This window comes from Clostridium thermopalmarium DSM 5974 (genome assembly GCF_002995795.1).
In the GTDB taxonomy this organism is placed as follows: domain Bacteria; phylum Bacillota; class Clostridia; order Clostridiales; family Clostridiaceae; genus Clostridium_H; species Clostridium_H thermopalmarium.
Genome location: NZ_PVXN01000004.1, coordinates 51853 through 76963, shown reverse-complemented (window position 1 = coordinate 76963; position 25111 = coordinate 51853). Strand labels below are relative to the sequence as shown.

Annotated in this window: 25 protein-coding genes, 1 pseudogene and 1 other annotated feature (1 of these 27 cut by a window edge); of the genes and pseudogenes, 18 read left to right on the top strand and 8 right to left on the bottom strand. The window is 30.7% G+C overall.

Annotation, left to right across the window (positions count from 1 at the left end):
* Positions 1–424: 424 nt before the first annotated feature.
* Positions 425–550 (bottom strand): hypothetical protein, encoded by a 126-nt coding sequence (locus tag CPAL_RS14155; protein WP_273093036.1) that lies wholly within the window; start codon positions 548–550, stop codon positions 425–427.
* A gap of 122 nt (positions 551–672) precedes the next feature.
* Here CPAL_RS14155 and CPAL_RS00620 point away from each other — a divergent pair, with 122 nt between their 5' ends.
* The 3 genes from CPAL_RS00620 (at position 673) to CPAL_RS00610 (ending at position 2811) form a co-directional block, all read left to right on the top strand.
* Positions 673–816 (top strand): cyclic lactone autoinducer peptide, encoded by a 144-nt coding sequence (locus CPAL_RS00620; RefSeq protein ID WP_106023859.1) that lies wholly within the window; start codon positions 673–675, stop codon positions 814–816.
* 92 nt (positions 817–908) lie between these two features.
* Positions 909–2261, top strand: a complete 1353-nt coding sequence (locus tag CPAL_RS00615) for a sensor histidine kinase (RefSeq protein WP_106023858.1) — start codon at positions 909–911, stop codon at positions 2259–2261.
* Positions 2245–2811: an accessory gene regulator ArgB-like protein gene (locus tag CPAL_RS00610; protein ID WP_061857125.1), complete on the top strand. Its 567-nt coding sequence runs from the start codon at positions 2245–2247 to the stop codon at positions 2809–2811. The genes CPAL_RS00615 and CPAL_RS00610 overlap by 17 nt, the downstream gene beginning before the upstream one ends.
* Before the next feature lie 4 nt (positions 2812–2815).
* Here CPAL_RS00610 and CPAL_RS00605 read toward each other — a convergent pair whose 3' ends face one another.
* The 4 genes and pseudogenes from CPAL_RS00605 to CPAL_RS00595 all read right to left on the bottom strand — a co-directional run bounded on the left by CPAL_RS00605 (position 2816) and on the right by CPAL_RS00595 (position 5931).
* Positions 2816–3169, bottom strand: coding sequence for a tetratricopeptide repeat protein (locus tag CPAL_RS00605; protein ID WP_061857124.1), 354 nt, complete (start codon positions 3167–3169; stop codon positions 2816–2818).
* A gap of 129 nt (positions 3170–3298) precedes the next feature.
* The gene (locus CPAL_RS00600) at positions 3299–4108 is read right to left on the bottom strand and encodes an ABC transporter permease (RefSeq protein WP_165815372.1); all 810 of its coding nucleotides are present in this window, start codon (positions 4106–4108) and stop codon (positions 3299–3301) included.
* A pseudogene (locus tag CPAL_RS13805) lies at positions 4101–4286 on the bottom strand (spermidine/putrescine ABC transporter ATP-binding protein); the annotation flags it as partial. The gene CPAL_RS00600 and the pseudogene CPAL_RS13805, both read right to left, overlap by 8 nt.
* 31 nt (positions 4287–4317) lie before the next feature.
* Positions 4318–5931, bottom strand: a complete 1614-nt coding sequence (locus CPAL_RS00595; protein WP_061857122.1) for a recombinase family protein — start codon at positions 5929–5931, stop codon at positions 4318–4320.
* Between the two features lie 257 nt (positions 5932–6188).
* Here CPAL_RS00595 and CPAL_RS13800 point away from each other — a divergent pair, with 257 nt between their 5' ends.
* Positions 6189–6356, top strand: a complete 168-nt coding sequence (locus CPAL_RS13800; RefSeq protein WP_156473353.1) for a hypothetical protein — start codon at positions 6189–6191, stop codon at positions 6354–6356.
* A 96-nt stretch (positions 6357–6452) separates the two neighbouring features.
* Positions 6453–6683: a hypothetical protein gene (locus CPAL_RS00590; RefSeq protein ID WP_133241828.1), complete on the top strand. Its 231-nt coding sequence runs from the start codon at positions 6453–6455 to the stop codon at positions 6681–6683.
* Positions 6684–6806: 123 nt separating this feature from the next.
* On the opposite strand, the gene CPAL_RS00585 is transcribed toward CPAL_RS00590, so the two are convergent.
* Positions 6807–7481, bottom strand: a complete 675-nt coding sequence (locus CPAL_RS00585; RefSeq protein ID WP_082787792.1) for an ABC transporter ATP-binding protein — start codon at positions 7479–7481, stop codon at positions 6807–6809.
* A gap of 306 nt (positions 7482–7787) precedes the next feature.
* Here CPAL_RS00585 and CPAL_RS00580 point away from each other — a divergent pair, with 306 nt between their 5' ends.
* The 13 genes from CPAL_RS00580 (at position 7788) to hypE (ending at position 23044) form a co-directional block, all read left to right on the top strand.
* The gene (locus tag CPAL_RS00580) at positions 7788–12077 is read left to right on the top strand and encodes a 2-hydroxyacyl-CoA dehydratase (protein ID WP_106023857.1); all 4290 of its coding nucleotides are present in this window, start codon (positions 7788–7790) and stop codon (positions 12075–12077) included.
* Between the two features lie 458 nt (positions 12078–12535).
* Positions 12536–14440 carry an NADH-quinone oxidoreductase subunit 5 family protein gene (locus CPAL_RS00575; protein WP_061857119.1) on the top strand — a complete coding sequence of 635 codons (1905 nt, stop codon included), beginning with the start codon at positions 12536–12538 and terminating at the stop codon, positions 14438–14440.
* Positions 14437–15300 (top strand): respiratory chain complex I subunit 1 family protein, encoded by an 864-nt coding sequence (locus tag CPAL_RS00570; RefSeq protein WP_061857118.1) that lies wholly within the window; start codon positions 14437–14439, stop codon positions 15298–15300. The genes CPAL_RS00575 and CPAL_RS00570 overlap by 4 nt, the downstream gene beginning before the upstream one ends.
* Positions 15301–15308: 8 nt before the next feature.
* The gene (locus CPAL_RS00565; RefSeq protein ID WP_061857117.1) at positions 15309–15737 is read left to right on the top strand and encodes an NADH-quinone oxidoreductase subunit B family protein; all 429 of its coding nucleotides are present in this window, start codon (positions 15309–15311) and stop codon (positions 15735–15737) included.
* 29 nt (positions 15738–15766) lie between these two features.
* On the top strand, positions 15767–16144 hold the full coding sequence (locus tag CPAL_RS00560; RefSeq protein ID WP_061857116.1) for an NADH-quinone oxidoreductase subunit C: 378 nt from the start codon (positions 15767–15769) through the stop codon (positions 16142–16144).
* Positions 16144–17223, top strand: coding sequence for a hydrogenase large subunit (locus CPAL_RS00555; RefSeq protein WP_061857115.1), 1080 nt, complete (start codon positions 16144–16146; stop codon positions 17221–17223). Before CPAL_RS00560 ends, CPAL_RS00555 begins: the two co-directional genes overlap by 1 nt.
* 22 nt (positions 17224–17245) lie before the next feature.
* Positions 17246–17584 (top strand): 4Fe-4S dicluster domain-containing protein, encoded by a 339-nt coding sequence (locus tag CPAL_RS00550; RefSeq protein ID WP_061857114.1) that lies wholly within the window; start codon positions 17246–17248, stop codon positions 17582–17584.
* Entirely contained in the window at positions 17577–17918 is a 342-nt protein-coding gene (gene hypA, locus CPAL_RS00545) for a hydrogenase maturation nickel metallochaperone HypA (RefSeq protein ID WP_061857113.1), read from the top strand. The genes CPAL_RS00550 and hypA overlap by 8 nt, the downstream gene beginning before the upstream one ends.
* 10 nt (positions 17919–17928) lie before the next feature.
* Entirely contained in the window at positions 17929–18582 is a 654-nt protein-coding gene (gene hypB, locus CPAL_RS00540; protein WP_061857112.1) for a hydrogenase nickel incorporation protein HypB, read from the top strand.
* A complete protein-coding gene (gene hypF / locus CPAL_RS00535; RefSeq protein ID WP_106023856.1) occupies positions 18555–20795 on the top strand; it encodes a carbamoyltransferase HypF in 2241 nt (746 codons plus the stop codon). Before hypB ends, hypF begins: the two co-directional genes overlap by 28 nt.
* A gap of 5 nt (positions 20796–20800) precedes the next feature.
* Positions 20801–21037, top strand: a complete 237-nt coding sequence (locus CPAL_RS00530) for a HypC/HybG/HupF family hydrogenase formation chaperone (RefSeq protein ID WP_106023855.1) — start codon at positions 20801–20803, stop codon at positions 21035–21037.
* Positions 21015–22064 (top strand): hydrogenase formation protein HypD, encoded by a 1050-nt coding sequence (hypD, locus tag CPAL_RS00525; protein WP_061857109.1) that lies wholly within the window; start codon positions 21015–21017, stop codon positions 22062–22064. Before CPAL_RS00530 ends, hypD begins: the two co-directional genes overlap by 23 nt.
* 2 nt (positions 22065–22066) lie before the next feature.
* Positions 22067–23044, top strand: a complete 978-nt coding sequence (hypE, locus tag CPAL_RS00520) for a hydrogenase expression/formation protein HypE (protein ID WP_061857108.1) — start codon at positions 22067–22069, stop codon at positions 23042–23044.
* 49 nt (positions 23045–23093) lie between these two features.
* On the opposite strand, the gene CPAL_RS00515 is transcribed toward hypE, so the two are convergent.
* Together CPAL_RS00515 and CPAL_RS00510 are read right to left on the bottom strand one after the other, a co-directional pair.
* On the bottom strand, positions 23094–24110 hold the full coding sequence (locus tag CPAL_RS00515) for an ABC transporter substrate-binding protein (protein WP_106023854.1): 1017 nt from the start codon (positions 24108–24110) through the stop codon (positions 23094–23096).
* A 208-nt stretch (positions 24111–24318) separates the two neighbouring features.
* A complete protein-coding gene (locus tag CPAL_RS00510) occupies positions 24319–24855 on the bottom strand; it encodes an RIO2 family protein (protein ID WP_061857106.1) in 537 nt (178 codons plus the stop codon).
* A 175-nt stretch (positions 24856–25030) separates the two neighbouring features.
* Positions 25031–25111 (top strand) — a binding site (T-box leader); it runs 144 nt beyond the window's last position.

Below are 25111 nucleotides of genomic sequence, written 5' to 3'. Positions count from 1 at the left end.
AAAATTAAAACAATATTGACATATTTTTTATATGATGTATTATATTATTAAGAAGGAGTTATATAATTATACATAATTTGTCTAAAAAGTCAAACGCATAAATAAATTTTTTAAAAAGATTGTACTTTTATGTGAGGACTACTTTTTTAAATAGTGATTTTATTTAAACATTATATGTATAATGAAAGCTTCTCCATAACTATTGCTGTAGGTGACTCTAGGTTTTGGCATTATAGAATAAGCTAAAGCATATTTTGCATCTCTATATGAACTGATACAAATAATAAAAAAATAACTAATCGACTTTCATAATCTATAACAAGCCATATGTAATGGCGCTTACCATTTATAAATACAAAAATTTTATATGCATACTATTCGTCAAGAGTTAACGAGTCCACATATCTTGGCAACTTATTAAATTTTAAGTACACGTTAAGCTTTTAGTCCAATTTGCAATAGTCCCATGAGATACTTTCAAATTAAAGCTTCTAAACAAATATTGAGATATGTGTTTTATGGATATTTCATTTTTATTAGCTTTGTTCATTGATTTCTCTCTTCCTCCTAATAGATAACGTGCTTGTGTTAAATCTATTGTATTCCAATAGATTGAGGGAAATCTATGTTCATATAACAAACATAATTAAATAATTTAGGGGGTATTTTGTTATGAAAAAATTATTAAAAGTTCTTCAAAACAGATCCTTGAGAGCACTAGGATGTCTAGCTTTAGTGATAGGTGTCAGTGCAGCTTCAAGTACTTCAGCTTTATTATTGCATCAACCTCAATGTCCAAAAGAGCTTATTAAATAAAAGCACTGTTTAATAAGCATATTGGATGGATATGAGATGCTTGTCAAATATATAATCAATAAGCATCTCATATTTTTAGGAGGATAGTACATATGGACGTAAAAAATTTTTTTGTGGAAATGTTAATTTGCACCATTGAAGCGGTTGATATAATTTTAATATATTTAACATTAATACAAAAGTTGTATTATTTTAAGAAGGAAAAGTTAAAAATAGTGTTGTTTGTATTAATTTATGCCATATTTTCTAGTTGGATTTCAATTTCTGTTCCAACTGTATATCACACTTTTTTTATTATGGTATTAGTTGTGATGGTATTATCAATGCTCACCTCAACAAAAATAAAAGTTTCTTTTATAGGGGTGCTTGCTTACCATATATATTTTATAGTCTTTGAATTAATTGTTATAGTTTTAGCTTCTAATATAAGTGGAATTAATCTTTTTAATGCAGAAGAACTACAAAGGATAAGACTTCCATTTGCTGTGTCTGTAAAGATTGCGGAAGGATTATTATTTATGGCTACAGTAGGTAGGAGTGATAAGTATACTTTAAATTTATCCGATAGTGATATAAATGATGGAAATATTGCTTATTGGGCTTTAAATATGATGCTTGTAGGATTAGTTATTATAAGCGTTAATTTTATTAACTCAAATAGGGTCAATATGCTATTATATAATATCTTATTATTTTTATTATTTGTCTTTTTTTTAATAATCGGAATAATTAACTATAAGAAGATGTTAGAATTAATGAATATAAAACATAAATATCAAGTTAAAGAAGAATATATAAATAATCTTGAAGCTATAATGGATATAATTAGAAGAGAAAAACATGATTTTTCTAATCATATAAATACAGTGTATGCTATGTGCGTTTTAAATAAGCCAGATACAACCGAAAAGATAAAGAATTATTTAAAGAATTCTATTGCTAACTTAAATTCTTCCTATAAATTTTGCGATACAGGAAATACATATATAGACGGATTGATTGCTGTTAAGAGCAATTATGCTTTTGAAAATAATATTTGTTTAGATGTAGACTTTGAGTCTTCATTAGAGGCAGTTGATATAAACGATAATGATTTGGTTGCAATTATATCAAATATTATAGATAATGCATTTCAGGCAGTTTTGAAGGATACAAGAGAAAGAAAAAAAGTGGTTTCTTTATATGGGTATATAGAGAATAATAAGTATAACTTATCCATAGCTAATAATGGACCAATGATACCAGAAGAAAATAGGACTAGAATATTTGAAAAGGGATTTTCTACTAAAATCGATAATAAGAAGGATCATGGTTTTGGATTATTTATTGTAGAACGACTTGTTAAGAAAAATGGAGGAGATATTACTTTTTTTTCTTCAGAGGAAGAAACGGAGTTTCTTATTATCTTAAAACTAAAGAAGGGATATTATGAAAAAAATAGCTAAAAAATTAACAAACATTATATATGAGAATAATTCTTCTTTAACCAATATAGAGCTAAAAAAGATTGAATTTGGATTAGAGTGTTTTTTAAGCGAAATTTCTAAGATATTAATATATTTAGTAGTTTTCAGCATATTATCTCTTACCAAATATTTCGTATTAGCTTTATTATCCTTTACCATATTAAGATCTGCGGCAGGAGGATATCATGATAATACATATTTACAATGTCTTATAAGTAGTTTTATTTTAATGTACATTATTATTATGTGTGGAACTAAACTTACCTTGTCAACTTATGTAAAAGGTATAATTATATTATTATCTATTGTGCTTATTATTATTTATGCACCAGTTGATCATTATAATAAGCCTATAATAAGTGAAAGTAGACGTAATCGTTTAAAAATTATTTCACTATGCATATTTATTTTATTAGCAGGCATAAGTATCTTTTTGAGAGGAAGTGCAGGAAAAGTTATTTTATTTTCTATATTTGTAGAAAGCATAACTCTTCCTTTGGGTTACCATTTTAATAGAAAGGAAAAGTAAATTATTATCTGCCTTTATAACTATTAACAATTAAATTTATGGCTTTTTCACATTCATAATCTTCATGATCTAAAGCCCAAGCAGTATTAAAATATATTAAAGCTTTCTTTAAATCATTGAGCATTGCGTAGCAATAGCCTAAATTAAAGAAGTATCTACTATCCTTCTTTTCTTTTAAGGCAGATTTTAATAGAGGTATAGCTTTTTCATAGTTGTTAAGTTTTATAAAGCATACAGCAATATTATATAATGAAGCTGAGGTGTTTTCACTAAATTGCACAGCTTTTTTATATGCGGCTATGGCTTTTTCGTACTCTTTATTATTATATAGGTCATTAGCTTTTTCGAAGTAACTCATATTTTCCTCCTTAAAACCCAGCAAAAAATAATTAAACATGAGCTCACATCTATACTAGTGCTCATGTTTAATTATTATCAGATTTTAAAGAAAATATTCTCAAATGTAGAAAGTGTTTATAAAAATTTTCTAATCTTTGCGAGAGCTTCCTTGTACTAGACGCTTTTCAAGTATAGCTACAATTTGATACATAAAAAAGGCTAATATTGAAAGTATTAATATACTCATCATAACCATATCTAATTGAGAAACCTGACCGCCAAATATGATTAAGAAGCCTAAACCATCTTTAGCTACCAAAAATTCTCCCATAATTACTCCTACCCAAGAGAGACCAACGTTTATCTTTAAAACAGATATTAAAGTAGGAAAGTTAGCTGGTATTATAAGATAACGTAAAATTTGAAATTTTGTTGCTCCAAAAGTTTTTAAAAGTTTAATTTTATCTTTATCTACTGATCTAAACCCATTTAATATTCCTAATATAGTAGTAACTATACATATTAAAAGTGTAACTAGTACTATAGCTTTGACTCCATTTCCTACCCAGAATATAATAATAGGGGCTAGGGCAACTTTAGGAAGAGCATTTAAAACTACAAGATAAGGATCCAGCACATCTGAAGCAAAATCTGACCACCATAAGAGAGTGGCTATAATAGTACCTAGTATTGTGCTCAATATAAAGCCTAGAACAGTTTCTCCGCATGTAATCAAAATATGCTTAAATAAGGTACCTTCACTATATATTTTTACTAAGCTTTTCCACATCCTAGATGGGGTGCTAGTTAGGAAGGGGTCTATTAAGCCTATGTCGCCAGCTATTTCCCAAAATGCGAATATAGCAACCAAAATCAATATTCTCACAGACATTATCTTTCTTCTGTTTTTCTTTATCTGAGTTATATAATTTTGGTGTTCTAAGCTAGAATTATTCATTTAAATCCATCTCCCTCCAAATAATGTTAAAATACACTCTAAAGTCAGGAGATTCTCTGCATTTTAATGGAGAGTCGTGCTCTTTACATAATTCAATATCTACTATCTTTTTTATTCTAGCAGGTCGTTTAGATAAAATTATTACTCTGTTAGACATGGAAATAGCTTCTGCTATATCTATATAAATGCAACTATAATAAAAAAAGAGGTTAATCAGTTCCTAATAGGTTTATTTTTAATTTCTCTCCATCCCATGTGATTTCCTTAACAATGCCCATAAGTAATTTTTTCTTGATATCAAAATCCATAGTATCTACATTGGATTTAAATTTACTTAATTGTTGCTGCAGTATTTCTAAATTTATTTTTTCTACTAGGGTATTACTATTTTCTTCTTCAATAGCGTTAAGTTTAAGTCTAAGATTGTTTAATTCTTTATCAAATTTCTCAATTTGTTTTATAATATAATGGGCGGAAGTGGAAGAGGAATTTTGAGCAAGTTGTATAGTCAAATTTTCTATGGATTTTTCTAATTCTTTTATATTCCTTTCTAATTTTTCTTTCTCATTATCTACATTTTTAAAATTGCTATTTATTTTCTTTTTAGTTTTATCCAATTTTTTAGCAAGTGCTCTTCTGCTAACAGCTAGTCTTTTAAGCTCCTCTATTACTAGTTTTTCAGCTTCGGCTCCGTTAAGATTAGGTATGTTGCATTGGGTTCTCCTTGAACGTTCTTTAAGTCGGCATTTATAGTAATGATGTTTAACTTCACCGTTACTGTATTTATAAACTGCTCTTAATTTATTACCACAGTTAGCACACACAAGTAAGGGAGTTAATAAAGAAATTCGACTAGTTCCTTCTCTTGGAGCTTTGACACTATTTTCATTTAGTAGATTTTGAACTATTATCCAATCTTTAGATGGGATAATTCCTTTATGTTTACCAATAGCTACAATCCACTTAGATGTATCTCGAAGTTTCAGACTTTTCCCAGGTTTAACAGTTCTTTTATTATAGACCATAGCTCCATTAATACCATTAAAATCATCTATTTTAGAGGCTATGTCCATGTTTTTAGATACACAGTATTCATAAAAAAGCTTATCAGCTATAACGTAGACAGGATTAGTTAATATAAATATAAGTGATGATATATTAAAGTTATTGCCATTTCTAGACTTTATATTATTCTCAAAGCAGTATCCTTCCAACTTATGAATCCCACCAAGCTCAATATATTTTTCAAATAATAGTTTCACTATTTCAAGTTCTTCGGGAATAGGAGTGAGTTTATACATCTTTCTAGGCTTCATTTCGCTGTCAAAGTATTTTATAGCTTCACTTTTGAATCCAATAGGAGTTTTGCCTCCAAGCCATCTTCCAGTACGAGCTAGCTGGTACATATTATCTTTTATACGCTCAGCAATAGTTTCACGTTCTAGCTGAGCAAATACACTTGATATATACATCATAGCCCTTCCCATAGGAGTTGATGTATCAAATTGTTCTTTTATTGAAATAAAGTCTATATTAAAAGCTTCAAGCTGATTTATAAGGTTAGAAAAATCCGATATGTTTCTGCTAATTCTATCTAATCTGTAGCAAATAAGGACATCAAATTTTTTAGCTTTAGCATCCTTTAACATTCTTTTGAACTGAGGTCTATCTATAGTACTACCGCTAAAGCCTTCATCCTCGTACACTATATATTCGGTTATGTTTAATTTAGCAGCATATTCCTTACATAATTGAACTTGATTCTCAATAGATTCACCTTTTCCTGTAAACTTAGACTTTCTAGAGTATATAGCTGCTTTCATTATCATCACTCCTTATAAAAATAAGATTAGACTTTGCTCTCATCTTATTTAAAAAGCTTTAAACTACTGATATTTATTTTTACTCTTAATAAATTAATTTTATCACCTTCAATATTAGATATAAAGCATTTCTTTCTGCTTAATGAAGATATAGTTATTTTCGCTTTAATTTTTATTTTTGTAATTATCTATTGAAAATGACATAGGAAAATATTTTAAAACATATTATGTTATAAAAAGGAATAAGGGGAGTTAATATGGCTAAGAAAAAAATTGCAGTGGAAATTGTTAATCCAGAAGCATTAGAAAAGGCCAGCATCAACTTCACTAATGCCTTGTTTGACATTTGGTGGGAACAGAAAAAAGAAGTATCTAAAGAGCTTATAATAGAAGATTCAATTAAAGAAAAGGAATTAAATAGCTGATTTACAAATTATAAACGAATTTTTACCATACAAATAGAGGAATTTTACAATATGCATAGAATATTTTTTATTATTAGAAGTGAAAGGGTGAATAATATGAAAATAGAACTAGCAGACAGCGAGTTAATCATTGTATTGAGGACTTTGATAAATGAACATATGGAAGCTAAACGGTATTATGAGGATTATACAGCAGAGGAGGACAGGGTTGGAATTACAAGTCCGGAAGAAATAGAACAAATTTATAATAGTATTCTTAAACAAGCACAAGAACAAGGAAAGTTTACAAACTTATCTCCTATAGGAATAGAGAAAACTAAGTCTTAGAGCTAATCTAAGGCTTTTTATTTTATCAGAATTTATTTGAATTATTTTAAGCATAGCTTTAGATAAGGTTAAGAAAATGAACTGATGTCAATTTGGCCATTTTATAAAGTATATCTTACTGAATTATAAAGTAATTATTATAAGTATAATATAGTATATATAATAATGTAGGAATTTTTTTAATAGTAATATTTTTATAAAAATAGCTTCTGCTATATCATGTGTAACCATAATAGCAGTTTTCTTTTCATGTTTTATAATTTTATATATTTCATCACTTGCATTCAGTCTACTTTGGTAATCAAGAGCAGAGAAAGGTTCATCTAATAAAAGTATACTAGGGTCTAAGGCAAGAGTTCTTATTAAGGCTACCCTTTGACGCATTCCTCCAGATAATTGATTTGGGTAATGATTTTTAAAATCCCAAAGATTATAATTCTTAAGAAGTTTTGTAACTTTGGCTTCATTTTCTTCATTTACTTTATGCTGTATTTTAAGTCCTAGAAGTACGTTATCCCATACGGTTAACCATTCAAATAGCTGATCTTTTTGAAACATGTATCCTATTTTCAGATTGGTTTCAATAAGATTTTTATTATCCACTAATACTTCACCGCTTGACGGAGTTAAAAGTTGTGCAATAATGTTTAAAACAGTAGATTTACCACAGCCTGAAGGTCCTACAATACTTACGAATTCGCCATCATGCACTGAAAAAGAAATATCTTCTAATGCCTTAGTTTCACCTTGTAAAGTATGATAATTCATATAAACATGAGACAACCTTAATTCTCTCATAACATCAACTCCTAAGATGTTCTAATTCATTATATGAATTAAAAAAAATAATGTTAAAGCTAGGAGAGTATTAAGAGATAATAAAAATAAATCATAGATTAGGGTAGATAGTTCATATTAATATTAATAAATCAGAAATATATTAAAAAAATGTGAGAAAAAGGAGCAAAACCTGACATTGAAAAAAATAATTAAAAACTTTATAATTAGTTAATTGACGAGTTCAATTACAATAATTTATGATTTAAGAAGTTATTTATACTTCTTTAAGTGATATACAAAAATGAAAAGAGTAGGAAGGAAGATATGAGGAAAAAATTACATTTAGGATTGGATATAGGTTCAACAACAGTTAAATTAGTAGCTTTGAATGAGAATGATGATTTAATTTATAGCAGATATAAACGTCATTTCTCAGACATCAAAAGCACTATTGTTGATTTAATTGAAGAAGCGTATATAAAATTTAATGACAGCAGAATAACCATAATGATAACGGGTTCAGGTGGACTTGCAGTATCAAAATGGTTAGATGTACCTTTTATCCAAGAGGTAATTGCATCAACTAAGACTGTGGAAAGATTTATACCTGAAACAGATGTAGTTATTGAGCTTGGTGGAGAAGACGCTAAGATAACCTATTTTAAAGATGGTATAGAACAACGAATGAATGGAACATGTGCAGGTGGTACTGGAGCCTTTATAGACCAAATGGCATCATTGCTTCAAACAGATGCTCAAGGGTTAAATGAAATGGCAAAGAAGTATAAAGTAATTTATCCTATAGCTTCACGATGTGGAGTTTTTGCAAAAAGCGATATACAACCTCTTTTAAACGAGGGAGCGGCAAAGGAGGATCTAGCAGCTTCTGTATTCCAAGCAGTAGTTAATCAGACTATTAGTGGACTTGCATGCGGTAAACCTATAAGAGGAAATGTAGCATTTTTAGGAGGACCACTATATTTTTTATCAGAACTTAGAGAGAGATTTATAGAAACATTAAAACTTAAAGAGGATGAGGTGATTTTCCCAGAAAACTCGCAGCTTTTTGTGGCTATGGGTGCGGCTTTAAGTTCTAAAGAGGTAAATGAGATTTCATTTAAGTCACTTCATGAGAAACTTCCAGAGCTTAAAGATGCTGTAACACATGAAGTAAGTAGGTTGAGAGCTCTTTTTAAAGATAAAAAAGAGTTAGATGAATTCAAGGATAGACATTCAAAATACACAGTTAAAAGAGCTGAACTTTCAAAATATGAAGGTGATTGTTTCTTAGGAATAGATGCAGGATCTACAACTACAAAAGCTGTTTTAATAGGAAAAGACGGTTCTTTATTATATTCTTATTATGGAAGTAATGAGGGTAGTCCACTGACAATCACTAAAAAGATATTAAAAGATATTTATGGCAAGCTTCCTCCAAAGGCTAAAATAGTAAATAGTGCAGTAACAGGATACGGAGAAAGTCTAATAAAGAGTGGGCTTAAAATAGACATTGGCGAAATTGAAACTATAGCTCACTATAAAGCAGCTAATTTCTTTTTGCCTGGTGTGGAAGCAATTTTAGATATCGGTGGACAGGACATGAAATTCATTAAGGTAAAGGACGGAGTAATAGATAGCATAATGCTAAATGAAGCATGTTCTGCAGGATGTGGTTCTTTTATAGAAACTTTTGCAAAATCTCTAGATATGACTGTTGAAGAATTTGCAAAGACAGCCATATTTTCAAAGGAACCAGTTGACCTTGGTTCAAGGTGTACTGTTTTTATGAATTCAAGAGTTAAACAAGCTCAAAAAGAGGGAGCAACTGTAGGTGATATTTCTGCAGGGCTATCCTATTCGGTAATAAAAAATGCTTTATATAAGGTTATAAAAATTAGAAACCCTAAAGATATGGGAGAAAAGATTATTGTACAGGGGGGAACCTTTTACAATGATTCAGTTCTTAGAAGTTTTGAACTTATATCTGGAAGAGAGGCTATCAGGCCAGATATATCTGGGTTAATGGGGGCTTTTGGAGCAGCATTAATAGCTAATGAAAGATATACACAAGGATATAAGTCAACTTTAATAGGCCTAGAAGAGTTAGACAGATTAGAAGTAAAAACTAGTATGGCTCGATGTGGTCGCTGTGGGAATAACTGCCTTCTAACTATAAATAAATTTTCTGATGGAGGAATATTTGTATCAGGAAATAGATGTGAAAAAGGGGCTAACAGGGGCAAGAAGAGTAAGGAAATTCCAAATCTTTATGACTATAAATACAATAGAGTATTTAATTATACTCCTTTAAGCAAAGAAGAAGCAAAAAGAGGGACTGTAGGAATACCAAGGGTCTTAAATATGTATGAAAATTATCCTTTCTGGTTTACCTTTTTTAATGAACTTGGATTTAGAGTTGAGATATCTAGAAGATCATCAAAAGAAGTTTATGAGATGGGAATGGAGACTATACCTTCAGAATCTGTTTGTTATCCTGCTAAATTAGTCCATGGTCATATTATGGATTTAGTAGAAAAAGAGGTTGATATAATCTTTTACCCATGTATACCAGTGGATAAAAAAGAGCAAGAAGGAGCAGATAACAAATATAGCTGCCCTATAGTAACTTCATATCCTGAGGTTATAAGAAATAACGTAGATATTCTAAGAGAAAAGAATATAAGATTTATATCACCTTTCCTTTCAATGGATGATGAGAAAAGGCTTGCAAAAAGATTGTATAAAGAGTTTGCTATTTTAGGCATTTCTAAGAAGGAAATATTTGAGGCTACACATAAAGCTTGGGCAGAAAGAGAGAACTGTAGAAATGATATAAGAATGAAAGGTGAGGAAGTACTAACGTATTTAGAAGAAACAGGTAAAAAAGGTATAGTCCTTGCAGGAAGACCATATCACATAGATCCTGAGATACAACATGGAATAGCAAACTTAATAACAGAATACGATATGGCAGTTTTAACAGAAGATTCTGTAGCTCATCTAGGTGTTGTAGAAAGACCTTTAAGAGTTGTGGATCAGTGGGTTTATCACTCAAGACTATATGCAGCGGCTCATTTTGTTGCAACCAAGGAAAATCTAGAGCTTGTGCAACTCACATCATTTGGATGCGGATTAGATGCAGTAACTACAGATCAGGTTGAAGAAATATTAAAGGGACACAATAAGATATATACTCTATTAAAAATTGATGAAGTAAGCAATCTAGGAGCAGCAAGAATAAGAATACGTTCTTTAAAGGCGGCTATGGATGAAAGAGAAAGAATGGGAATTAAGCCTAAGAATGAGTATAAGACCATTGAAAAAATACCTTTTACAAAGGAAATGAAGAAAAAGCATACTATTTTGGCTCCGCAAATGTCACCAATTCATTTTCAATTTGTACAAGAGGCTTTCTCTTCTTCAGGTTATAATATGGAGGTTCTTCCATCAGTCGATAAAGGAGCTGTTGAAGAAGGATTAAAATATGTAAATAATGATGCTTGTTATCCTTCTATTATAGTTGTAGGGCAGATGATAGAAGCTTTAAAATCAGGAAAGTATGATCCAAATAACACTTCTCTTATAATAACTCAAACAGGAGGAGGATGCAGAGCAAGTAATTATATAGGATTTTTAAGAAAAGCTTTAAAAGAGGCTGGCTTTAGTCAGGTGCCAGTTATATCTTTAAACTATGTAGGACTTGAAAGTAATCCAGGATTTACTATTTCTTACTCATTAGTAAGAAAAGCTTTAACAGCATTGTTATTTGGAGATTTATTCATGAGAGTTCTATATAGAGTAAGACCTTATGAAAAGGTAAAAGGTTCTGCTAACCTTCTTTACGAAAGTTGGATAGAGAAGTGCAAAAAAGTTATAAGAGAAGGAAACTTTAAGCTTGCTAAAAAATACGTGTATGATATAGTGGAAGACTTTGATAATTTAGAAATTGTTGATATTAAGAAGCCAAGAGTAGGAGTAGTTGGTGAAATTCTTGTAAAATATCATCCAACTGCAAATAATGATATTGTTGGAATTCTAGAAAGTGAAGGGGCTGAAGCTGTAGTTCCAGATCTTACTGACTTTTTCTTGTATTGTGCCTATGATGAAACCTTTAAGTATAAATATTTATCAGGAAGTCTTAAAGCTAAAATCATGAGTGATGCTGCTATATGGGTTATAGAGTATTTTAGAAAGGATATGAAAAAGGCTTTAGAAAGAAGTAAAAGATTTGATGCACCTTCAACTATAAAAGAACTTGCAGAAGGGGCAGAGCCTATTCTTTCTATAGGAAATCAAACAGGAGAAGGATGGTTCTTAACTGCAGAAATGGTTGAACTTATTCATAGCGGTGTTAAAAATATAGTATGTCTTCAACCTTTTGCATGTCTTCCAAACCATGTAACAGGAAAAGGTGTTATAAAAGAACTTAAAAGAAGATATAAGGAAACAAATATAGTTGCTATTGACTATGACCCAGGTGCTAGTGAAGTAAATCAAATAAACAGAATAAAATTAATGCTTGCTGTAGCAGAAAAAAATTTAAAGAAGGAAGAAAGAAAAATAGAGGATGTAAAAGAAGCTATAGAAGAAGTTGCTAGCGGAAAACAGATATAAAATAAATACCCAATGCCAATTGGCATTGGGTATTTATTTTTCAGATTACAATATATATATAAAGATATAATGATATACATTTTATGGATATGTGTTTATATTTTTTTATTTTATTTATAAGTAAAATAAGAAATATAAATAAGAATTTGAAAATGTGCATACACAAAATTTAAAATAGTGCAAAATTAATATAAATTATGAAAAATTTAAAGAATAATAGAGACTGAAGGATATATTATAAAACTAGAAAAATTAAAGCTATTTTCATTTAATTTAATCATTCGCATTATTTTACAATAAAATTGCTATATGATAATATGTGAATAACGTTAAAATATTATCAAATTTTCTGAATTGTGTTAGAAAACTTATTATATCTTTATAAAATAAAGAAGTATTTTATTCAAGTTAAGGCCTTAACTTATTAAAATTTAAGAATTAGGTGGTGAGTTGAGAAAATGATTCTGGCATTAATATTATTTCCGTTGCTATCAGCTATTATTATTTTTTTATTAAAAAATGATAATATAAGAAATCTAATATGCAGGGCTTCTGCATTGATTACTTGTGTATTAACATTTATTATTGTTTGTAAAAATTTTGATGAAATTTCATATTTATCAATCTCAATGGAAAAAACTATTGATTATTTAATGATGGCTATTGAGATACTTATTGCTATCTATATAATATATATAAGTATAAAAAACAGAAAGTATCTTGTAACTGTTTTTGCAGCTTTTCAAACACCGCTGCTTATTTGGTTTGAGCTTACTCAAGAGCATGATATAGAGATTATATCAGTATTTGCTTTTGACAAACTAACTGCAATAATGGTATTTATTGTTGGAGTCATAGGAAGTCTAATATGTTTATATGCTGTAGGTTATATGAAATGGTATCATATTCATCATAAGGAGTATGAAGAAAGAAAAAATTTTTTTCTCAGTGTAATATTTCTTTTCTTATCAGCAATGTTTGGGTTAGTTTTAAGCAATAATTTAATATGGATGTATTTCTTCTGGGAGATAACTTCCTTTTGTTCTTATCTTCTTATTGGATATACAAAAACTGAAGAAGCAAAAAATAATTCCTTTAGGGCTTTAGCTATAAATTTAGGAGGAGGATTTGCATTTGCTGTTGCCATAGTATTAATCGGCATGAATCTTAATACTCTTGAGCTTTCTGTAATTACTACAATGAAACCAGGGAAAGTAGCCATTGTTAGCGTATTTCTTCTGTGTATTGCTGCTATTACAAAATCTGCACAGTTTCCATTTTCATCTTGGCTTCTTGGAGCAATGGTAGCTCCAACACCTTCTTCAGCTTTACTTCATTCTGCAACCATGGTAAAAGCAGGTGTTTATCTTTTAATAAGACTTTCACCTTTACTAGGAAATACAGTTGTTGGGAAAATTATTGTTTTAATAGGAGCTGTTACATTTCTTATTGGTTCGCTTATAGCTATTACCCAAAGCGATGGTAAGAAAGTTCTAGCCTACTCAACCATAGCTAACTTGGGACTTATTGTAATTTGTGCTGGCATAGGCACTGAGGAGTCATTATGGGCTGCTATACTGCTTGTTATATTTCATTCTATATCTAAATCTTTATTATTTTTATCAGTTGGATCTGCAGAACATCAATTGGGAAGTAGAAATGTAGAAGATATGGACAGGTTAAAATACTTGTCAAGAAGACTTTCTTTATATATGATTATTGGAATTGCTGGAATGTATCTTGCTCCTTTTGGAATGCTTATATCAAAGTGGGTGGCCATGAAAGCATTCATAGACTCAAAAAATATATTAACAGTTCTTATACTTACTTATGGAAGTGCTGCAACACTTTTTTATTGGACAAAGTGGCTGGGAAAACTTGTAGCAAATACTAATAGAAAAGTGCAGATAAAGCATACTTTCCATTTAGATGAAGAAGTACCTATTTTTATTCAAACTGTATTAGTAGCTTTAGCATGCTTTAGTTTTCCATTTATATCTAAATACGTAATTATACCATATTTATCATCATTGTTTCGAGGAGAAATAGCAGTACCTATCAGTTCAAGCGACGTAAATATAATGATTATAATGCTTAGTATGTTAATAATATTACCTATAAGCTTCATCCCTATACATAAGAAGGACAAACGTAGGATAGCTCCTATATATATGGGTGGAGAAAACATAGGAGACAATGAATCCTTTAATGGTGCTCTAGGAATTAATCGTAAAGTTGAGCTTTGCAACTGGTATATGGAAGATATATTTAATAGAACAAAGCTAACATTCTGGAGCAATATTATTTCAATTAGTATTTTAAGCTTAGGAGTTATTCTTATTATTGGAGGTATGGTAATATGATAATGATTTTAAAAATAATGACCATTATTATCATAGCACCATTTATAGGAGGACTGATTACTGGAATTGATAGAATAATTTCAGCAAGGATGCAAGGAAGACAAGGTCCACCATTATTACAACCTTTTTATGATGTTATAAAGCTTTTAGGTAAGGAGTCAATAGAAGTTAATACAGTGTATCGCTTTTATGTTTATGTTGCTTTAATATTTGTTATATTTTCTTCAGTGATTTTACTAGTTGGAGGAGATATACTAATTGCAATATTTTCACTTACCCTAAGTTCTACTTTTTTTATACTAGGCGGATATGCTTCTAATTCTCCTTACAGTATTATTGGTTCACAAAGAGAAATGCTTCAGCTAATGGCCTATGAGCCTATGGTTCTTCTTACAGGAATAGGGTTATATTATGCAGATAAAAGCTTTTTTGTTAGAGATATTATTTCAAACAAGACTCCTGCTATAATTTATTTGCCTGGAATATTTTTAGGAATGCTTTATATATTAACATTTAAATTAAGAAAGTCACCATTTGACTTAAGTATGTCACATCATGGGCATCAAGAGATAGTGAAAGGAATAACAACAGAATATTCAGGTAGGGATTTAGCTGTTATTGAAGTGACACATTGGTATGAGACAATTATAGCTTTTACTCTTATATATCTGTTTTTTGCAACCTCATCTACATTAGGTCGTCTACTAGCAATTATACCATGCATAGCAGCATATATACTTGAAATTATCATAGATAATGGTTTTGCTAGAGTGAAGTGGCAGTTTGCATTGAAATCAACATGGATTATAGTAGGAATTCTAGGAACTGTAAATCTTGTAATCTTATCAATATTTAGGTAGGTGTAAGTATGAGTTCAGTAAAAAAATCACCATGGATTTTACACTATGATGGAAGTAGCTGTAATGGATGCGATATAGAGGTACTTGCTACTTTAACTCCATTGTACGATGTGGAAAGATTTGGAATTATAAATACAGGTAATCCAAAGCATGCTGATATTTTTTTAATTACAGGGAGCATTAATGAGGAAAATAGATCAGTAGTTAAGCAGCTTTATGAACAAATGGCTGAACCTAAGGTTGTGGTTGCAGTAGGTACATGTGCTTCATCAGGTGGAATATTTGCTGAATGCTATAACGTTGCAGGAGGAGTAGACAAGGTACTACCTGTGGATGTTTATGTTCCAGGTTGTGCAGCAAGGCCTGAAGCTATCATAGATGGAGTTGTAAAGGCAATAAGTATATTAGAAGAAAAGCAAAAGTATGTAAGAAAATAATATTATTTTTGAGAAGGAAAGTGATTGTAATGGAACAAAGAATAATTGAAGAAAATGCAGTTAGACAACATATATACAATATTTTGCCACATGAACTTCTAGGGGATGTTTTGAGAATAAAAAATAAAGGTTACCGTCTTGTTGCAATTTCATGCACTTATAAAGATGGCATAGAATTGACCTATTCTTTTGATAAGGAATTTGACTTTTTTCATTTGAGATTAAATATTGATTCAGAAGTTGAAGTTGAGAGCATTACAAGCATTTATCCTTATGCCTTTTTATATGAAAACGAAATAAAAGAGCTTTTTGATGTTAAAATAAATGGCATTTCTTTAGACTATAAGGATAGTTTTTATAAAATCGCTAAGAAAGCACCTTTTAATATAAAAAAGGAGGACAAATAATGGGCACAAGAACTGTAATTCCATTTGGTCCTCAACATCCGGTTCTTCCTGAGCCTATACATCTTGACTTAGTTTTAGAGGATGAAACTGTTATAGAGGCAATACCAAGTATAGGATATGTTCATAGAGGACTTGAAAAACTTGTGGAAAAGAAAGATTTTCAACAATATGTATTTGTTGCAGAAAGAGTTTGTGGTATATGCTCTTTTATGCATGGTATGGGTTATTGTATGGCTATAGAAGATATAATGGGAGTAAAAATTCCCGAGAGAGCAGAATTTTTAAGAACTATATGGGCAGAATTATCAAGAATACACAGTCATCTCTTATGGCTTGGACTTGCAGCAGACGCCTTTGGGTTTGAGAGCCTTTTTATGCATTCCTGGAGACTACGAGAACAAATACTTGATATATTTGAGGAAACCACAGGAGGAAGAGTAATATTTTCTGTTTGTGATATTGGTGGAGTTAGAAAAGATATAGATTCAGAAATGCTAAGAAAAATTGATGATATTTTAGATAAACTTAAAGATGAAATAGAAGATATTACCAAGGTGTTTTTAAAAGATTCCTCTGTAAAGCATAGGACTAAAGGAGTAGGAATTTTATCTAAAGAGATGGCTTATGAATTAGGAGCAGTTGGTCCTATGGCAAGAGGAAGCGGAAATAGTATAGACATGAGAACTTTAGGCTATGGAGCATATAGAAATATTAAATTTGAGCCTATTACTGAAACCTCTGGAGATTGTTATGCAAGAATGTGGGTTAGAATAAAAGAAGTTTTTCAATCCATTGACATAATTAAACAATGTATTTCCTTAATTCCAAAGGGAGATATAAGTATTAAAGTAAAAGGTAATCCAAAAGGGGAAAGCTTTATAAGATTAGAGCAGCCAAGGGGTGAGGTTTTATATTATGTAAAAGCAAATGGAACAAAGTTTCTAGATAGAGTTAGAGTTCGAACTCCTACCTTTGCTAACCTTCCTGCTTTACTGGAAACACTAAAGGGATGTGCCCTTGCAGATGTGCCTGTATTAATCGTTTCAATGGACCCTTGTATAAGTTGTACAGAAAGATAATGACAGTGAAGGAGGGAGAAAAATGTCCATTTTAACTATAACTAAAACCTTGTTTAAGAGTGTGTTTCATGGACCATATATAAAAAATTATTCTTTAGATAAAAAAGATGCTTTTAAAAATACAAGGGGTAAAATTGAAATTAATATTTCTCAGTGTATATTTTGTGGATTATGTCAAAGACGCTGCCCTACAGAAGCCATTAAAGTTGAAAGGGAAAAGTCTTTTTGGACCATTGATAGATTTAAATGCATTCAATGTAACTATTGCTGCGAAGCTTGTCCTAAAAAGTGTCTGCATATGGAGAACCAATATACTGCTCCATCACTAGAAGCCGTAAGGGATGAGTATACAAATGCATGAATATCCTATAACAAAAAGGATAATTGAAATTGCAGAAGAATTTGCAAATAAAAATAATGGTAAACAAGTAAAGCAAATTAATTTAATAGTAGGAGATTACTCAGGTTATGTAGCAAGCTCCATTGAATTATATTTTGAAATTATTGCAGAAGGAAGCCTTTGTAGCAAAGCAAAGCTTAATATTGAAAGGGTAAAGCCTAAGCTCAAGTGTACTAGATGTGGAGAACTTTTTGAGAGAAAGGTTTTTTCATTTCAATGTCCTATATGCAGTGGAGATGGGATTCCAACAGAAATAGGAAAAGAATTTTATATAAAATCTATAGAAATAGAATAGGAGTCTTATTATGTCAGAGAAGAAAGAAATAGAAATAATGCAATCTGTATATGACAAAAATGATGAAGTAGCTAAAAAAATAAATTCTTCACTTACTAAAAGAGGCATATTTGCTATAAATGTTATGGGATCTCCTGGAGCTGGAAAAACTTCAACTTTAATAGAAATTATAAAAAAACTTAAAAATATAAAGCCTTATGTTATTGAAGGAGATATTGAGGCTGATTATGATACAAAGACACTTTTATCTCTAGGAGTAGAAACTGTACAGATAAATACAGGAGGAGCTTGTCATCTTGATTCTCCTATGATTGGAGATGCAGTAGAGAAGCTGAATATTAAAGAGGGTATATTATTCATTGAAAATATAGGTAACTTAGTGTGTCCTGCTGAATTTCAAATAGGAGAACATGCTAAAATGCTTATTTCAACTGTAACAGAAGGCAGTGACAAGCCATATAAATATCCTCTTGCCTTTGAAAAGGCAGATATTATTATACTAAATAAATGTGACCTTTTACCCTATGTAGATTTTGATGAGAATTTCTTTATGAATGGTGTTAGAGCGTTAAACAAAAAAGCGCCAGTTATAAAGGTATCCTGTAAAACAGGTGAAGGATTTGACCAGGTGATTTCATGGATAACAGAGAAAATAAACTCATAACAAAAAAGATAAGGGTTTGGGGAATTGTACAAGGGGTCGGTTTCCGACCTTTTGTTTATCATATGGCTCAAAAAAATAATATAAAAGGAACAGTAAAAAATATTGGTGGAGTAGTTGAGATAGTAGCTCAGTCACATATAAAAGATTTTAATAACTTTTTATATGATATAAAAACAAATGAAGATAATAAAGGTGAAATTGTTCATATAGAAATAGAAGACGTAAAAGAAGATAAATTCAATGGATTTAATATAATTGAAAGCGATGTGAATGATGAGGTTTCCATAATTCCTCCAGATATATCTATTTGTCAAAAATGTGAAGAGGAATTATTAAAAGTCGGTGATAGACGCTTTAAAAATCCATTTATAAGCTGTGCTGCATGTGGACCGAGATACACTATAATAGAGAAACTTCCATATGATAGGGATAACACTACCATGAAGGATTTTGAAATGTGTTCTTCCTGTAAGAAAGAATATACTTCACCTGACAGCAGAAGATTTCATGCTCAGACCATATCCTGTAACGACTGTGGCCCTTATTTGATATTTGATAATCTTACTGATGAAAATGCCTTTGAGAAGGCTGTAGATATAATAAATTCTGGTGGAATAATTGGAGTAAAGGGTATAGGTGGATACCATTTTTCATGCTCTCCTTTTATGGAAAGTACTGTAGAAAATTTAAGAAAGTTAAAGGGAAGAGAAGAGAAACCATTTGCAGTAATGTTTCCAGATATAAATTCTATAGAAAAATATTGTTTTGTATCTAATGAGGAAAAAGATCTGTTACAGTCCAAGGCACGACCTATTGTGTTACTCTATAGAAAAGATGAAAGTATGGCATACTCAACAAATAAGGGTAGTATATATTGTGGTGCTTTTTTACCTTATACACCTTTACATATACTGCTTACAAAAAAATGTGGTCCGCTTATTATGACCAGTGCAAATATATCAGGAAAATCTATAATAAAGGATGATTCTGAAATTTTGCATATAGATTCACCATATTTGCAAGGAGTATTGTATAATAAAAGAAAAATTCTACGTTCTGTAGATGATTCTGTATCAAAGATTATTGATAAAAAGCCTCAGCTAATCAGAAGAAGTAGAGGATACGTTCCTTACCCTATCTTTCTTCCCAAGAATAAGAAATTACAGATTTTTGCTGCCGGTAGTGATTTAAAAGCTGCCTTTTGTCTTTATAAAAATGGTAGTGCTGTTGTATCACAATATTTTGGCGATTTAGAGGAGAAAACAGTTTTAGATAGATATAAGGAATCAGTTAAAGATCTATCAAAACTAATGAAAATCCAACCTAATATGGCTGTTTGCGACTTACATCCTAATTATTTTTCATCAAAGTATGCAAAAACACTTAGAATTCCTTTAGTATATGTTCAGCATCATCATGCCCACATTGCATCAGTAATGGCAGAGCATAATTTAAAAGAAAGGGTTATAGGAGTTGCCTTTGATGGTACAGGCTATGGAACAGACGGCAATATCTGGGGAGGAGAATTTTTAGTTTGTAATGGTTCTGATTTTCAAAGAAAAGCACATTTAAGTTATACACCTATATTAGGCGGCGATGATTCTATGAAGGATGGGAGAAAGACAGCTACCTGCTTTCTCATAAGTTCGGATCTGAGAGAATATATAAAGGATGACAGAAGTGATATAATAGAGGCAGCAATAAAAAATAATATAAATACTGTTTTATCCTCAAGCATGGGAAGATTATTTGATGCAGTTTCATCTATTTTAAATATACAGCATGAAAATCATTATGAGGGACAATGTGCTATTGAATTGGAAAAGGAAGCTTTTTTGGCTAAAAAGAAAAATGTTAAAATTCAGAGATTTCAATTTTCTATAAAGGAAAATAGCAGAATTATAGAAATAGATCCAAAACCAGTTTTAGAAGATATATGCAGATTGAGGGAAAATGAAGACAAAGGTTCTTTAGCTCTTGGATTTCATTATGCTGTTGCGGACTTAATATTAAATGTCTGCCAAATTATAAGGGATGAGGAAAAGGTAAATACTGTTGCTTTAAGCGGAGGAGTATTCCAAAACACAATTTTATTAGAAGAAGCATTAAAAATTTTAAGAGAAAAAGGCTTTAATGTTTACATAAATAGAAAAGTTCCACCTAATGATGGATGCATTAGCTTGGGACAAACCTTTATTGGATTGATGAGGTGAAAAATATGTGCGTTGCAGTACCAGGAAAGGTTATAGAGATTAATGGCAGTAGAGCTAAAGTTGAAGTTATGGGAAATATATGTGAGGCTAATATTCAATTGGTTGATGCTAAGGTAGGAGATTATGCTTTGGTTCATGCAGGATGTGTAATCGAAGTCCTAAAGAAAGATTTAGCTCAGGAGATGATAGAATTATTTAGGGAGCTGGAGGAGATTACATATGAAGACTCTCCAAGAAGTTAGAAATGAATTAAAGAACTATGATGGAAAGAAAATTAAAATTATGGAGGTTTGTGGAACTCATACCTCCAGCATATTTAAGAATGGAATTAGAAGTTTAATATCTCCTAAAATACAGTTGATTTCAGGACCAGGTTGTCCTGTATGTGTAACTTCTTCTGCATATATAGACAAGCTAATAGATTATTCTCTAAAAGAGAATTGGTGTGTTTTAACATTTGGAGATATGATGAAAGTAAAAGGAAGTAGACTATCACTAACTGAAGCTAAGGCTTTAGGCGGTAAAGTAAAAATACTATATTCACCGCTTATGGCTATTAACCTTGCTATGGAGAATAGGGACACTAACTTTGTTTTTGCAGCCGTTGGCTTTGAAACTACAGCGCCAATATATGCATTATTAATTGAGGAAATTATAAATAAAAAAATAAATAATCTAAAGCTTTTAACGTCAATTAAAACAATAATTCCAGCCATGAATTATATTTGTGAAAATGAAAAGGATATAGATGCTTTCTTATGCCCGGGACATGTTACTGTTATTACAGGTGCATCTATCTATAAAGATTTAGCAAATAAATATGGTAAACCCTTTGTAGTGTCTGGATTTGAAGGAGAACATATATTAGCTGCTATTTATGAAATAGTTCATCAACTTTCAACTGATAAATATAACATGAAGAATATGTACATAAGTGCTGTATCTGAAGAAGGAAATATAAAGGCTAAGATTTTAATTAACAAATACTTTGAAATATCAGATGATTATTGGAGAGGCATTGGTATAATAAAAGATTCCGGTTTCAAGCTTAAAGAGAAATATGCTCACTTTGGAATAGAAGGTGATTTTAAGGAAGAATTTGAGATTATACCAAATGGATGCAGATGTAGAGATGTTATATTAGGACGAATTAATCCTGTGGATTGTCCTTTGTTTAGTAAGGTTTGCACACCACTAAATGCCATAGGACCTTGCATGGTATCATCAGAAGGTGCCTGTGGAATTTGGTACAGAAATAGGGGGGACTAATGATGAAGATAGATATGTCTCATGGAAGCGGAGGAAAGCAAACAAGTAAATTAATCAATGATATATTTTTAAGACATTTTGATAATGAAATACTAAATAAATTAGAAGATGCTGCAGTGATCAATATAAAAGGAAATATAGCCTATACTACTGATTCATTTGTAGTAACACCCTTATTTTTTAATGGAGGAGACATAGGAAAGATTGCTGTTTGTGGAACAGTAAATGATCTTTCTATGATGGGAGCAGTTCCAAAGTATCTTACAGCTGGTTTTATTATTGAGGAAGGAGCAGAAATAGAAACTATTGAAAAAATTGCCTATTCTATGAAGATGGCAGGGGAAGAAGCAGGAATTAAAATCGTTGCAGGAGATACAAAGGTTATCGAAGGCAATGGAGGAATTTATATTAACACATCTGGTATTGGCGAGATTATACAGAAAGGTATCAGTTCTTCAAATTGTAATATAGGTGATGCTATAATACTCTCTGGGAACTTAGGCGAACATCATGCAGCAATAATATCCAGCAGAATGGGAATAGAGAATAATATAGCCAGCGATTGTGCTCCATTACATACCATAGTTAAAAATTTAATTGATGAGGGTATACATATTCATTGTATGAGAGATGTAACCCGTGGCGGCCTTGCCACAGTATTAAATGAAATTGGAGAAAGCTCCTCTTGTGCAGTTGAAATATATGAAAAAGATATTCCTGTTAGCAGTGAGGTTAAAGGTTTTTGCAGTATTTTAGGATTAGATCCACTTTATATGGCTAATGAAGGTAAAATGATTGCAGTAGTGCCAAGAAATGAAGCAAAAAGAGCTTTAGATGTGATAAGAGGAAGTAAATATGGTGAAAATGCAAAAATTATTGGAAGCATTGTAGAAGGAAAAGGGGTAAATATGATTACAACCTTAAATGGCAACAGGGTTTTAGATGTGCTTTATGGTGAAGGTTTACCACGTATTTGTTAAAATATATACAAAGTAAGTAGCCCTACATACTTAGATGTAGGGCTTAACTTTACTTATTTTTCATTGCCTTTTCAGCAAATGAATTATCAACAATTTCATTAAAAGCAGGTCTTACTTTTATTAGGTCTGCTTTATATCCTTGAATAATATCCATCAATTTATTTAAATCTGCTTCATTTATAGTCGGATCAGATGCAATAGCATTTATTTTCCTATAATTTTTTATAACATTAGTAACAATATCAATGTCACTTCCTGGGAAGAAGGAAATAATGGATTCAGCCACTTCTTTATCGCTGTGGGAAGCAAACCATTGTTGACCTTTGTAAATTGCATTAGTGAATTTTTGTATTATTTCAGGATTTTTCTTTATATATGATTCTGTTGCATAGAAGCAGGTATATGCAATATTTCCGGCTTCTTTTCCTATAGATCCTACTATATATCCTGATTTGTCTTTTTCAAGCATGCTTGCAGTAGGCTCAAATAAAGCTACATAATCTCCAGTACCTGATTTAAAGGCTCCAGATGTAGCAGTAAAGTCTAAGTTAGTTACAAATTTTACATCCTTATTAGGATCTAAACCATTTAACTTTAATGCATATTCGAGAGCCATTTGAGGAACTCCTCCCGGCCTTCCTCCAATAATGGTTTTACCCTTTAGAGATTTCCAGTCAAAGTTTTCTTCAGGCTTTCTACCAACTAGAAAGGATCCATCAGTTTGAGTTAATTGAGCAAACACTATAGGCATATCTTCTCTGCCTTGATTATAAATGTAAATTACTTGCTCTGGTCCACTAAAGCCAATATCAACTGCGCCAGATAAAACTTGCTGCATTGTCTTATCTGCTCCTTGTCCTGTAGAAAGTTCAATCTCTAATCCTTCTTCTTCAAAGAAACCTTTGCTTAATGCTACATACATAGGAGCATAGAAAGTAGAACGAACAACTTCATTTAATCTAACCTTTTGCAAACCTGAGTTTCTATCTTTACCGCATCCAGCTAATCCTAAGGAACTTATTATTAGTATTATTGTTAAGAATATATTTAGCAATTTTTTCTTCAATTTTATTCCCCCCTTAAATAAATATTTTATGTTATAAAATAATATATGTTATATGATTAAAAGGGGTGAGTAGTCATGCTGCTTTTTAATTTAATAATAATTGTGTTGAAAAGTACTTCACTTGGAGTAAGTTCTAAAGTGCAAAGTATAGTATAAATGAGTTAGACTTGATGATTTGAAGTAAAATAAGGAAGTTAAAATAGCTTCCTTATTTTTTCCACTTTTCGTATAATTCAGGCCTAGAATGTTTTAATATTTTAAAAAATTTTTTAGAAACCTTAAGTTTTCTAAGGCCTGAAATCATGTGCTTAGGATATTTTTCTTTTCTATGATAATTGTTTTTTAGTCCAATCACTTTTAACTGCCCATTTTCGGTTATGAATATATGTGAAATGCCGGTATCCAGACGTGTAAAGCCAAGGAGTTGAAAGTTTTCAATAAGATCCACTAATGAGAGGGCTAATGATTCATCTAAACTGTTTTTCTTTATATAATCAATCAAGCACACTCCATCTATATATTCTCTTATTATATAACCCATTCTATATGAATAAACTTTGGGAAAGTATTTATTATTTTGACAGTACCTCAATATAAGATATTCACGTCTGCATTCATCAACATTTTTGCAGAACTTTATTATTTTATTATCGGGCATTAGGTAAATTAATTCTTTTTTGCCACGATGAATTAATTTAGAGCCTTGAAGGTCTAACCCTAAGAGATCTATATCTTTGTCTTTCATAACGATAACCCCATTTTTTAGTTATTTTAAGAAGCTGAATTGAGAGATAGTATATATTTATAAAAAATTTTTTCCTATTATTACAATATTCTTTTTGAATTGAATAAGTGAAAGATAAGGAAAAGTCTTGACAGTTAAAAAAATAAAGGTATAATAAAAAATAATTAAATTTATGTAAAAAGCAAAGAAGAAGAGGAGTAAAGATATAGGAGTATTATAAAGAGAGGAAAACTCGTAGGCTGAAAAGTTTTCCATA